Source organism: Haloferula sp. A504 (assembly GCF_044385805.1).
In the GTDB taxonomy this organism is placed as follows: domain Bacteria; phylum Verrucomicrobiota; class Verrucomicrobiia; order Verrucomicrobiales; family Akkermansiaceae; genus Haloferula.
Window position 1 is genome coordinate 1 of the sequence record NZ_JBISBU010000092.1, and the last position, 12,715, is coordinate 12,715.

Below are 12,715 nucleotides of genomic sequence, written 5' to 3' on the forward strand. Positions count from 1 at the left end.
ACGGAGACCGGAACCTCAAAACCTTCGACATCTCCTATTCAACGGACGGAGGAATGAATTTCAGCACGCCCGTTCCGGCGGCGTCACTCGGCATGACGGATTGGTCCATCGGGCCCAGCGACCGCAGCAATGCCTACGTGGAGAGCCGCACCTTCGGCACCTTGTCCGGAGTGACCCATATCCGGTTCAGCAATCTGAGCAATCACGGGGACACAAGCTACTTTGCGATGACCGAAATTCGCTTCGGAGGCACGGCCGTTTCGAGCAACAGCGCCCCGACCTGGGCAGCGGATCCGGTCAATGAAATCAATGCCACAGAGGACACCGCCTACAGCAGCACCCTCGCGGATGACGCCAGTGATGCCGACGCAGGCGATACATTGACTTACGCCAAGGTGAATGGACCTGCCTGGTTGACGGTGGCGGCCGATGGCACGCTTTCGGGTACGCCGGCCAATGCGGATGTCGGCGCCAATGTCTTCACCGTGAGCGCGGATGACGGCACCAACCCGGCCGTCGAGGCCACCTTGAACATCACGGTCATCGCGACCACCACGTTGGTGCCCGATGTGGCCGGCCTGTCGCAGGCCACGGCGGAGTCGAACCTCGTGGCGGCATCGCTGGTGGCCGGCACGGTGACGCAGGAATACAGCGCCACGGTTCCCGCAGGCGAGGTCATCAGTCAGGGCCCGGCCGCCGGAGCCCGGGTGGCGATCGGCTCGGGCGTCGACCTCGTGGTCTCGCTGGGACCCGACCTGTCGCCGAAGCTCGTGCGGACCACGGTCACGGGAGTGGGCAACACCGGCTGGACCACGGTCGGCCTCGGGCAGAGCTACAACTCCCCGGTGATCGTGGCGACGCCGATCTACCCGACGACGGGCCTGCCGCCGGTGGTGACCCGCATCACCAACGTCACGAGCGGTGGCTTCGACCTGAAGATCGACCGGGCGGATGGATTGACCGATCCGGTGAGCATCGACGTGTCGATCGTGGTCGTCGACGAGGGCGTCTACACGCAGGCCGTCGACGGCGTCACCATGGAGGCGGTGAAGTTCACCTCCACGGTCACCGCCAGGAAGGGCAGCTGGGTGGCCGAAGCGAGAAGCTTCCAGAACAGCTACACCAATCCGGTGGTGGTCGGCCAGGTCATGAGCGCCAACGATCCGGACTGGTCGGTGTTCTGGAGCATGGGAAGCGGGCAGACGAGTCCGGCGGACGCCTCCAACCTCAACGTCGGCAAGCACGTCGGCGAGGACCCGAATTCCGTGCGGGCGGATGAGACCATCGGCTACATTGTCATCGAGGCCGGCAGCGGCACGATCAGCGGCGTGGCCTACGAGGCCGCCCTCGGTGCGGATACGGTGCGGGGCTTGGGCAACTCGGCGAACCCCTACACCTACGGCTTGAGCGGAGGCCTGCCTTCCGCCAGCTCCGCGGCCGCCAGTGTCTCGGGAATGGACGGAGGCGATGGTTCGTGGGCGGTATTGTCCGGTTCACCCGCCCTGACTCCCACCAGCATCGGCCTGCATGCCTGTGAGGACCAGTTGGGAGACTCCGAGCAGAACCACACCACGACCCAGGTCGGTTATCTTGTCTTCGAGTAGGGCAGCCATGATGAAGCCCGGGATCGTCGTCGCCTGCCTCGCCTGCTTTGCCGCCGGGCTGTTGCTGGGACACCTCATTCCGCCCAAACCCGACGGGATGAGGGAAGCCGGCCGCTTGGGGGAGCATGCCCCTTCGCGGTCGTCGCTGGACGGGCCGGCCCGGTCGTTGGAGCGGGCCTTGGACGGTGAGAGCGAAGACCGGGTCGGAAAATCGGAGAGTCAGGGGGCGGCGACCCCCGGGGAGGATCTCGTTCAGGTGCCATTCACCTTGCTCGCCGAGTTGGGCCGCGCCGAGAGGGTCCTCAGCATCGATCATCCGATCATCAGCCGGGATGGCAGAATCGAGCAAATCCTGAAGATCACGGACAGGGAGAAGGAGGCACTCCAGACCGCCTGGCGCAACTCGCGTGCGGCCATCCGCGATGCGGAAGCGGCCGCCGTGATGATGGAAGAGCTCGAGGATGGCTCCGCGCGGCTGACCCTGCCCGATCTTTCCGACCGGCGGGAGGCGGTGGCCGACGGCTGCGCCTCGTCGATCAGGAAGATTCTGGGTCAGAGCCGGGGTGATGTTTTCCTGGCGGTCAGGCAGGTGCCGAGCGCCTTCGAGTCGCAGGGCGGGAACTGGTCGTGCACGGTCGCACCGGAAGCCACCGGCGATGGGCGCTGGCGCTTCCACATGACCATCGAGGATGCGAAGGGCCGCCGGGTATGGGTCGGTGAGTCCATCCCCGACGAGATCCGCCATCTCGCCGAGGCGGCCGGGGTGGTGTCTTCGCTGAATGATTCCACGGGTCCGTGATGGCGGTGGTTCAGCCGACAAGTCGGCATGGGGCATCACCCCTCCTTTGCCGGTCCGATGGTGCCTCCGACGACGAGGCTTGCCTTGGTGGAGCTCTTGCGGCGGTCGTCCTTGCCCCGGCTGATGTTGTTGGCCCATTTCACGACCCTGTTGATGAACGGACGCGATTCCCAGGTGATGTGGGTGATGCTCGGAACACACCATTCGAAGGACTCGCTCAGATCGGTGCAGGCGAGGGAAACATCATCGGGCGCCTTGATTCCGAGCGACGCAAGGTGCTGGAGCACGGCAACGCACAAAACCGGCTGATCGACGATCAGGGCCGTGGGCGGGGTGTATTCGAAGAGCGAATCCAGCATCCGGTGGAACTCGATGGGCCGGTCTCCCCAGTCGGGAAGGTTGTAGGGTCCGGTCGGGATGCCCCGTTCCTCAAGTTGGTCGAGAAAGAGTTGTTCGACGAGCCCGGGACCCGGTTTCCGGCGCTCTTCCCGGACAAGCATCACGATGCGCCGGTGCCCCAGATCGACGAGACGATCGACCAGTTCGCGCATGGCCCCCCCCTTGTCCGGCTTGGTGCTTGCGAGCGGAATCCGGGTCAGCCGGCCGAACAGGGCGAAGGCCGGGGTTTCCTGCCCGGCGAACCATTCGAGCACGTCCTGCGGCCCCGATATCACCACCCAGGCGTCGACATCGCTCCCGCCGGCGAAGCGGGCGATCCGGCTCACATCCATCCCCAGGTCGTGCATCGTCTTCTCCGCGAACGCAGCCTCGTGCCCCGCATGCTGGAGCCGGTGAACCAGCTCGAGGATGTAGCCCGACATCCGGTCGGATGCCTCGTAGAGCAGGAGCTTCACCTGCAGGGCGCGAGGCTTGATTCCTTCCCCCGAAAGCACGATCCGGCGCCGGCGGCCGGCTCCCTGGGACACCAGCAACCCCTCCTTGGTCAGCCGCTGCGCGGCCTCTTCCACGGTCCACTGGCTGCACCCCAGATACTCGGCCAGCTGCTTGCGGCCCGGCAGAAAGCCCTTCCAGCGGCCCTCCATCATGCCCTGGCGCAGCCGCTCGGCGACCTGGTCCGTGACCGAGGGAAAGGATCGAGTTGCCATCGCCGAAAGGTGTAAGGAAAACAGTCAGGAAGCCAAGAACATTGGGATTTCGGGAAGCGTCCGCCGGGGTGCCTGGTTCAATCTCTCCCCTTGCAACCCCCGAAGAACCCGGAAATTTGGGTAATCGATGTCGAAATCCGGAGTGGGCAGACATGATAACTGTTGGATGGCCCGCAAAGATTCATCAGATGGTCCTTCCGTGCCGGTAGTGCGTCTTCCCGGAGTCGTATGATCGCACGACTGGACAAGCCCTTGCGAAATTTCGGTTACTGGAAGTCACCCTCATGATCCGCCGCCCGGACCGGGCTGCGGGCAAGCAGCCTTTCTCCACCTCAGAATCTCCACCCCAAAATCCGAGCCCAGTCATGAAACTCACGTCAAGATTCGCAACCCTCGTATTGCTTGCCACAATGGCGGCACCCATCAATGCCGCGATCATCGCGACCGAATATTTCAACGGCTACGGTACATCCGAAATCACTTCGAGCGGCAGCAACCTCAACGGCGGATCCGGCTGGGATGGGGCTTGGACGCCTTCCGACATTCGCTATTTACCGGGCACGAGCATTTCCCCCGGCATCACCGGCTACGACAACTCAGCCAACCTCGGTGGCACTGGCGACGGTGCCCTGGCCTTCGCGACCTCGGCCAGTCCCTCCATCGCCATCCGGGAGTTCACGACCACCGCGACCACCGTCTGGTTCAGTGCGCTGATCTCGATCGACGAATCGGTCGACCGGGCCGTTCTCTGGATCGACTCGACGGGTCTCAGCGACTGGGGCAACGATTTCATCGGCGTACTCGACGGCAACATCCAGATGCGCTACGACGGCAATAACCTCACCAGCGCCGGTGCGCCGACCACCGGCACCCATCTGCTGCTGGCCAAGGCGGAACTCAACGTCAGCGGTGCCAACGACCGGCTCAGTTTCTGGTTCGACCCGGACCTCTCGGGCGGCGAGTCCGGACTTGGCGCGGTGACCTATTCCGACGACACGGCAGACACCTTCGGCACTTCGCTCGACGGCATCGGCGTGCTCCTCGTCAACCGTAGTCCCGATGGCAGCGGTGGATTCAATACGGACGCCCCGGACGGCGGGGAGTTGATCGACGCGATCCGCGTGGGCACCACCTTTGCCGATGTCGTGCCCGAGCCGTCCACCACACTGCTCGGCGGCCTCGGCCTGCTGGCTCTGCTGCGCCGCCGCAGGTCCTCGTGACACTCCTGGCCCCTGCCACGACCCAACCCCGGTCACCAGCCATGAAGCCCCACTCCATTCCCGTCTTCCTGACTCTCGGTGTGGCTCTGTCCGTGCCGCTCCACGCCGACCTCATCGCGACCGAATATTTCAACGGCTACGGCACGGTCGAGACCAACGCGCTCGGTCTCGATGGAGGAACCGGCTGGATCTCGAACTGGGCAAACGGTGGAGGCGTCGCCTCATTGCCCAACGACAACGAGTATCGACCCGCCAGCCTCTCCTACTCGGCCGCGGGCTATGACAATTCCGCCAACCTGAACGGGTCGGAGGATGGCGCGCTCTACTACGACGCCGACAACACCGGAACCTCGTTCGTCGTGCGCAGCCTGACGCCCAGTGCCTCCACCGTCTGGATGAGCGCCCTGATCTCCGTCAGCGGCGATACGGGAGACCGGGCGACGCTGTGGCCCGATGCCGTTGCGAATGTCAACAACGGCAACAGTGGGGACGGCTTCGGCATCCTCGACGGCAATGTGTTCTTCCGCCACAACGGAAACACGAGCACCGGCAGTGCTCCGGCAGCGGGCGTTTACCTGATCGTGGGCAAGGCCGAGATCGATGTCAGCGGCTCGAACGACCGCTTGAGCTTCTGGTTCGATCCTGACGTTTCCTCCGGTGAAGCGGGGCTGGGTCCGGCCACGTTCACGGCCGACAACGCCGATACCTTCGGCACCGCGATCAACGGAGTCGGCGTGCTCAACAAGGGTGCCGGTGCCCTCGACGCGATCCGGGTGGGGGAAACCCTGGGCGACGTGATCGCCTCCCTGCCGCCGGCTCCGCCGGAGGTCACCTCCATCACCAAGGCGGGCGATACGGTGACGATCGATTTCACGGGAGCGGAAGGTGCCAGCTACGGACTGAACAAATCCGCCAATCTCGACTTCACGACTCCCAATATCGTGGACACGGCGGTCGTCTCGGGAGGCACCGGCACCCTGGAGGACACCGCCGCGACGGATGATGCCTCGTTTTACCGGGTGGAGTCGCAGTAGAGGCTTGCCGTCCGCCCCGCAGGCTTCCCCGATTCCATCTCGCATGAAACCCACCCAGCGATTCCTTCTTTTCGCCCTCTCTCCGATGCTGGCCGCCGGCATCCGGGCGGAGGTCATTGCCACCGAATATTTCAACGGCTACGGCACGTCCGAAATCACTTCAAATGGCAGCAACCTCAACGGCGGCAGCGGCTGGGGCGGCGCGTGGACGCCTTCGGACATCCGCTACCTGCCCGGCACGAGCCTTTCCCCCGGCATCACCGGCTACGAGAACTCCGCCAACCTCGCCGGCCCCGGCGACGGGGCCCTGGCCTACGCCACCTCGGCCAATCCCTCCATCGCCATCCGCGAGTTCACGACCTCCGCGACCACCGTCTGGTTCAGCGCCCTGATCTCGATCGACGAGTCGATCGACCGGGCCGTTCTCTGGATCGACTCATCGGGTCTCAGCGATTGGGGCAACGACTTCGTCGGGGTGCTCGATGGCAACATCCAGATGCGCTACGACGGCAACAACCTCACCTCCGCCGGGGCGCCGAGCACCGGCACCCACCTGCTGCTGGCCAAGGCGGAACTCAATGTCAGCGGTGCCAACGACCGGCTCAGCTTCTGGTTCAACCCCGACCTCTCGGGTGGCGAGGCCGGACTGGGTGCGGCGACCTATTCACAGGATTCCGCCGACACCTTCGGCACTTCGCTCGACGGCATCGGCGCGCTGCTCGTCAACCGTAGTCCCGATGGCAGCGGCGGATTCAACACGGACGTCCCGGACGGCGGCGAGTTGATGGACGCGATCCGGGTCGGCACCACCTTCGCCGATGTGACCGAGCAGGAGGCCCCGCCTCCGCCGCCGATCCGCGCCAGCGACGGGTTTCCGAACATTCTCATCCTGCTCGCCGACGACATCGGCTACGAGGCGCTCGGTGCCTATGGCGGCCAGGATTTCATCACCCCCAATCTCGACACCATGGCCGCGCAGGGCGTGCGCTTCAGCCGGGCCTACACCAGCCCGGCCTGCACGCCGAGCCGGGTCAGCATGCACACCAGCCTCCACACCCCCGAGCACGGCAAGACCTCCACCCTGCCGGTCCACCTCGGCCAGAACGTGGCGGTCGATTTCCAGGCGATGCCGACTTTTGCGCAGTTGCTCCAGGCGCGCGGCTACCAGACCAGCACCACCGGCAAGTGGCAGCTCGCCACCCTGACCTTCCACCCCGACCACATCGCCGACGCCGGCTTCGATTCGTGGTGCGTGTGGCAGATCTGGGACGGCTCCGCCAAAACCGAGCGCTACTGGAATCCCTACCTCAACCGCGACGGCACCGTGCTCGGCGACATCGCCGACCGCTTCGGGCCGGACGTGCTCGAGGAATACGTCTGGGAACGCATGACCGACGCGCGGGACGCCGACGAGCCCTTCCTGATCGTCCACAACATGCTGCTGCCCCACGACCCGATCACCGAAACGCCGCAGGACCGCGCACTCGGCCGACCGGCCTCGCTGGGAAGCATGATCGAATACCTCGACCACCTCGTCGGGCGCACGCTCGACAAGGTCGGGGACCTCGGCATCCGCGACAACACCTACGTCTTCTTCATCGGCGACAACGGCACCGAGTCCAACTACTTCAACCCGCGTACCACCAACGCCGGGCAGGTGTTCGGCGGCAAGCGCGACCTGACCGATGCCGGCACCCACGTCCCGTTGCTGGTTTGGGGGCCGCCGGGTTTGAATCCGGGCAGCGTGGTCAACGACCTGATCGACATCACCGACATCTTTCCGACCGTCTGCCAGCTCGCGAGGACGGAAATCCCGGGAACGATTCCCTACCGCGGCACCAGCTTCGTCCCGCAGTTGCACGGCCGCCGGGGCATTCCCCGCGCCTGGGTCCACCATGGATTCCAGAGCGGCGTGGCCGTCAGCGACGGCGAGTGGCGGCTCGACAATGCCGACACGCTGCGCGACAGCCGCAACCTGCCCGCCGAGCCGGTCGCCGCGCCCGGGGCCGAGGCCGACGCCGCCCGGGCCAAGCTGGAACCGCTGCTCGATGCGGACGACGGTGCGACCTCCGCGCTCGACGGCTGGCGCAGCCGTTATTTCGGCGACGAGGCCGCGAACCCGGCCCTCGAAGCCAGCCTCTGGGGGCACCTCGCCAACCCGGACCACGACAGCCTGGTCAATCTCTTCGAGTATCTCCTCGGCTTCGACCCGCGGCAGGCGGACACACAGGACGGGCCGCTGTTCCTGTCGCTGGAGGGTGGCCGGCCCGCCGTGCATGCCATCGCCCGCATCGACGACCCGTCGCTCGCCGCAGTGCTGCAAGGCTCGCAGAGCCTGGCCGGCTGGGTGAGCGCGGACACGATGCTCGATCTCGTGGCCGCCCCGGCCCTCAACCGCAGCTTTGTCGAGGCCCGCTACCTATGGCCGGAGGCAAGCCCCGCCCCGGACCGGCTGATGTTCCGCTTCGGGGCTTCCGAAGGCGAATAGCCCCCTTTCCGCCCAATCCTGCTCAGTGTCATTTCATTCCGGGCCACAACAGCCAGCACCTTGGCTGCCGCCTTGTTGTCCCCACACTCGGGCCCCGTTTCAGGGGGGCTTTTTGAAACGACAAAAAGTGGGCGCCGGGTGTCGAAATCCGAGGTCGGCGGACATGAAGGAATTGGATGATCAGGGAATACACGTTCATCAGGCGATTCATCCGTGCCGGGAGTGCGTCCTCCCGGAGTCATACGATCGTGCGACTGGACAAGTCGCTGCGAAATTTTCGGTATTGCATGTACCCTCATTGTCCGCCGCCCGGGCGGGGCTGTGGGCATGCCGTCTTTATTCACCCCCAAAGGCTTCGCCAGTCATGAAACGAGCGCATCCATTCCCGAGATCCATCCCCGCCATCGCGTCGGGCTTCGCACTCACCGTCATGACCGCCGGCGGTGCCACGGTCTGGAACGTCAACGTCGGGAACACGGTCAACTCCACCCACCAGATCACAACCACGGACAACTACGTCGGTGCTGCCACCGAGAACACCGCCAACAGCGTGTGGAACGGAATCACCGGCAGCACCACCGTGACCCTGGCCGATTCCACCGGCAGCACGAGCGCCGGGGTGACTTTCACCGTCACGCCCGCCGCAGGGTCGGCCGTCAACTTCAGCAACAACAGCGGCACGGTGGGAGACGAGATCTTCAAGTCGTGGATCAAGGATGGAGGCACCAATGGGTCCAACAACGATCCCTACGAGGTGACCTTCGCTGGACTGACCACCGCGGCAGGCACGACCTACAGCCTGGTGGTTTACTCGGGTTGGGTCTTCGGGCCGGACAACGTGCCCATCTCGCAGACCGCGGGCTCCGGGTTGACGGGCACCTTCAACCTGAACAGCCTGGACATGGAGGCGGGAAATCCCCTGGCCACGGGATTGGCACCCGACACGAACGCGGCCGACGCTGCCGGAAACTTCAACTACGCGCGTTTCGACGGTTTGACCGCGGATGGCAGCGGGAACCTGACCTTCAGCTTCGGAGGTCCCAGTGGGGTCGACGCCCCGATTAACGGCTTCCAGCTCGTCCAAGTGCCCGAGCCCTCGGCTTCGGCTCTCGTCGGCGGCCTCGGGCTGCTCGCCCTGCTGCGCCGGCGGCGCTTCCGTTGAGGCAACCCTCCCTCGAACCCAATCTCTTTCCGACCATGAAGCTCAGGGACGCACTCGTCACCCTGGCGGTCTGCCTGACCGTCGTCGTCCAGGATTCCGCCGCCCAGACGGTTTGGAACGTCAACGTTGGCAACACGGTCAACACGACCCATCAGATCACGACCACCGACAACTACGTCGGGGCCGCCACCGAGAACACCGCCAACAGCGTCTGGAACGGAATCGCCGACAGCGCGACGGCGACGCTGGCGGATTCCACCGGCAGCACCGGCGCGGGGGTGACCTTCACCATCACTCCGGCGGTGGGGTCGGGCATCACCTTCAACAACAACACCGGCACGGTGGGAGACGAGATCTTCTTGTCGTGGATCAAGGATGGAGGTCCCAACGGTGGCAACAACGACCCGTATGAGGTGACCTTCGGCGGACTGGCCCCCGCGCCGGGAGAAACCTACAGCCTGGTGGTCTACTCGGGATGGGTCTTCGGGCCGGACAACGTGCCCATTTCACAGACCGCGGGCTCCGGGCTGACAGGCACCTTCAACCTGAACAGCCTCGACATGGAGGTCGGGAATCCGCTGGCCACGGGGTTGGCGCCCGACACGGACGCGGCCAACATCGCCGGCGATTTCAACCACGTGCGTTTCGACGGATTGACGCCGGATGGGAGCGGAAACCTGACCTTCAGCTTCGGAGGTCCCAGCGGGGTCGATGCTCCGATCAACGGCTTCCAGCTCGTCCAGCTTCCCCCGGACCCCGCTTCCGGTCAGGTCTGGAACGTCAACATCGGCGACAGCATCGACGAGAGCGACGACTTCGTCGGCGCGGCACCGGAGAACATCGGTAACAGCAGCTGGAACTCGGTGACGCAGGCCAACTACACCGATCTGCCGCTTGCCGACTCGACCGGGTCCACCGCGTGGGGGGTGACCATGGATTTGATCGGAGCCATCACCTACGGCAACTTCGCGCCCCTGACCGGCACCGGGGACGAGATCTTCGACGTCTGGGTCAAGTCGCCGGACAACGCGACACCCTACAGCCTGGTGCTCGGGAATCTCGATCCGGTCGCGACCTACGACCTCGTCGTCTACTCCGAGTGGTTCTGGAAGAACGGGCAGGCCCTGCCGGTGGCGCAGACCGCCGGCACCGGTTTGGGCGGCACGATCTACGTGAACCGCGATGTTTCCGGGGTGCTCACCAACGGCAATGTCGGCCCGCTGCTCGAAGACACCGACCCGGCGGACGTCGACATCGGCGCGACCAACTGGTTCCGCATCAAGGGCCTGACGCCCGACGCGAACGGCGACCTCGCGTTCAGCATGGGCGGGGCGAACAGTCCCTTCAGCGGCTTCCAGCTCATCAGGATGCCGGCACCCTCGTCCGTCGTCCTGGTGGACTTCACCTACAACCCGGCCACCGGCACTGCCGAGGTGAGCATCGAGGGCATCCCGAATACCCCCTACAAGCTGGTCGAGGCCGACGATCTCGATTTCTCGAATCCCGACCAGAATCCCATCCCGCTGAGCGGGGCCAGCGTCGGCACCCAGGTTGGCAACACGGTGACCACCGATGGCAGCGGCAGCGCCACCGTGCAGTTCAACCTCGGGACCACCAAGGACGCCACCTTCCTGCGGGCGGAGTCGGTGCCTTCCGCTCCGTGATCCTCTCCATCAACCTCAAGATCCAAACCGGCGTTTCTTGAGGGATGTTCACCGGGTTTAGGCCCCTTTTTTTGGGCCCGGATGGGTGCCAAACCAGGCCTCGAGGCCGTTGCTGAGCCGGTCGCCGTCGGGATCCAGGGCAAAGCCCTGTTCGGTGGGATCGAGGCCGAAGGCGGGGTCCGAGATCCATGAGTTGAAGTCATCGGCGACGGGCGTGAAGCGGAGGATGGCATCGCCGTTCCCGGCCGATTCGTGGTTGAAGATCGCCAGGTAGAGACTGCCGTTGTGGACGGTGAGGAAGTAGGGGTTCATTCCGCTGGGCAGGAGATCGCTGAGGTCTTCCCAGTTGCCCGTTTCGAAGTCGTCAAAGGTCTCGAAGCGGATGAACTTGTTCTCGTTGAAGTCGGTTCCGGCAGCATAGGATTCCGTGAAGTAGCTGGTCACATACCAATGGCCGTCAAAATACTCGGCATCGTTGATGACCAATCCGGTCCGCTCCCAGGAGCCCGCGGGTCCGCTGCCACCACTCGGATCGTGACTGTTGTAAATCGTGAAGGTCGGAGTGTCCCAGTCGGTGATCTCCACGATCCGGCCGGCGGACGAGCCGACCACGTAGATCTTGCCATTCACCAGGCTGATGGCGCGGGCATACCCGCCGGTGGGTGCCTGGACCGCCGTCTCATCCTGGCCGATCGCCTTGAAGCGGAACACGTGCCCCGAATTGGGATTGAGGGCATAGATCCAGCCCGTGTCCGGATCATACAAAGTGTCGTGCGGGCGATTCAATGTCACCCCGGCGATCGAGTTGGTCTGGGCGGCGATGGTGCCGATCGAGAGGTCGCTGAAGGCGATCATCCGGTGATTCGCGGTGTCGTTTGCGTAGTATAGCCCGTCGACCGGGTTGTAGGCCAGCGAGTGTGGTCCGCTCACCGATACCGGCGACGCGAGCCAGGCGTCGTCGGGGCCGTCGCGGTAGAGAAAGCGATTGTTCTTCAGGTCGGTGATGATCTCTTCGCTGCCCGGACCGAAGGCGATGTGGGTCGGCCATTTCAGCTGGAGGCCGCTGGCATCCGGCGCGTAGGTGGTGACGGTGAGCAGTTGCGATTTGGCCTGAACCGGGTTGACGAATAGAGAGATTAAGCACGTGAATGCGACCAAGCGGCATCGTGGGGGTGTCCGCTTGCGGCACCCGCGCAGGATGTCGGGGTTGCCGGCCGTCGGGTGGGTTGTCCGGGGTGCGCGGGCTTCGCAAGCGAGAGCCCCTGCGTCATGGTTCTGTCGATTTGTGTGGTTCATGAATTTACTGCCTCTGGTCGTCTTCAAGCAGTGGTTCCTTCGGCCAGATGTTCATGGGCATCTTCGCCCGATTGGCCCAGGCATAGTAGGGAATTCCGGTCAGGGTGACAGCTTTGCCTTCGGCATCCAATCCGGTGGCTTGAACGACCGTGACACCGTTCAGCAAATCGGGTCTGTGCTCGAAGCCCAGCTTGGCATCGACTGGCAGTTCGACTTCAAACAAATCGATCCCCGGATTGTCGATTTGCTCGAAGGCATAGACGACCGGTCCGCGCATGAGGGCGACCCGGCCACGGTTTTCTTCGAGCTTGGGATGGGCATGGATGCGGCGAACCGGCATGG

The 12,715-nt window shown here is 64.6% G+C and carries 9 protein-coding genes and 1 pseudogene; 7 read left to right on the plus strand and 3 right to left on the minus strand.

The genetic code is table 11. The features are described from left to right. The coding region (locus ACG2LG_RS22745) for a PASTA domain-containing protein (RefSeq protein ID WP_396262996.1) at positions 1–1,604 on the plus strand (1,604 nt) is incomplete at its 5' end. A 7-nt stretch (positions 1,605–1,611) separates the two neighbouring features. Beyond that, complete coding sequence (locus ACG2LG_RS22750; RefSeq protein WP_396262998.1) at positions 1,612–2,403, plus strand: hypothetical protein; 792 nt, start codon at positions 1,612–1,614, stop codon at positions 2,401–2,403. Positions 2,404–2,438: 35 nt separating this feature from the next. Here ACG2LG_RS22750 and ACG2LG_RS22755 read toward each other — a convergent pair whose 3' ends face one another. Then, a complete protein-coding gene (locus ACG2LG_RS22755; protein WP_396263000.1) occupies positions 2,439–3,509 on the minus strand; it encodes a substrate-binding domain-containing protein in 1,071 nt (356 codons plus the stop codon). A 365-nt stretch (positions 3,510–3,874) separates the two neighbouring features. Between ACG2LG_RS22755 and ACG2LG_RS22760 the strand changes: the two genes are divergently transcribed. The 5 genes from ACG2LG_RS22760 (at position 3,875) to ACG2LG_RS22780 (ending at position 11,077) form a co-directional block, all read left to right on the plus strand. Beyond that, entirely contained in the window at positions 3,875–4,729 is an 855-nt protein-coding gene (locus ACG2LG_RS22760) for a PEP-CTERM sorting domain-containing protein (RefSeq protein ID WP_396263001.1), read from the plus strand. A gap of 41 nt (positions 4,730–4,770) precedes the next feature. Continuing rightward, positions 4,771–5,763 (plus strand): hypothetical protein, encoded by a 993-nt coding sequence (locus tag ACG2LG_RS22765; RefSeq protein WP_396263003.1) that lies wholly within the window; start codon positions 4,771–4,773, stop codon positions 5,761–5,763. Positions 5,764–5,806: 43 nt separating this feature from the next. Further along, entirely contained in the window at positions 5,807–8,251 is a 2,445-nt protein-coding gene (locus tag ACG2LG_RS22770) for a sulfatase-like hydrolase/transferase (protein WP_396263005.1), read from the plus strand. Between the two features lie 364 nt (positions 8,252–8,615). Continuing rightward, positions 8,616–9,413, plus strand: coding sequence for a PEP-CTERM sorting domain-containing protein (locus ACG2LG_RS22775; RefSeq protein WP_396263007.1), 798 nt, complete (start codon positions 8,616–8,618; stop codon positions 9,411–9,413). Positions 9,414–9,448: 35 nt separating this feature from the next. After that, entirely contained in the window at positions 9,449–11,077 is a 1,629-nt protein-coding gene (locus tag ACG2LG_RS22780) for a hypothetical protein (protein ID WP_396263009.1), read from the plus strand. 57 nt (positions 11,078–11,134) lie between these two features. Here ACG2LG_RS22780 and ACG2LG_RS22785 read toward each other — a convergent pair whose 3' ends face one another. Together ACG2LG_RS22785 and ACG2LG_RS22790 are read right to left on the minus strand one after the other, a co-directional pair. After that, a complete protein-coding gene (locus ACG2LG_RS22785) occupies positions 11,135–12,235 on the minus strand; it encodes a hypothetical protein (RefSeq protein WP_396263011.1) in 1,101 nt (366 codons plus the stop codon). Between the two features lie 142 nt (positions 12,236–12,377). After that, positions 12,378–12,715: pseudogene (locus tag ACG2LG_RS22790) on the minus strand (glycoside hydrolase family 127 protein); the annotation flags it as partial.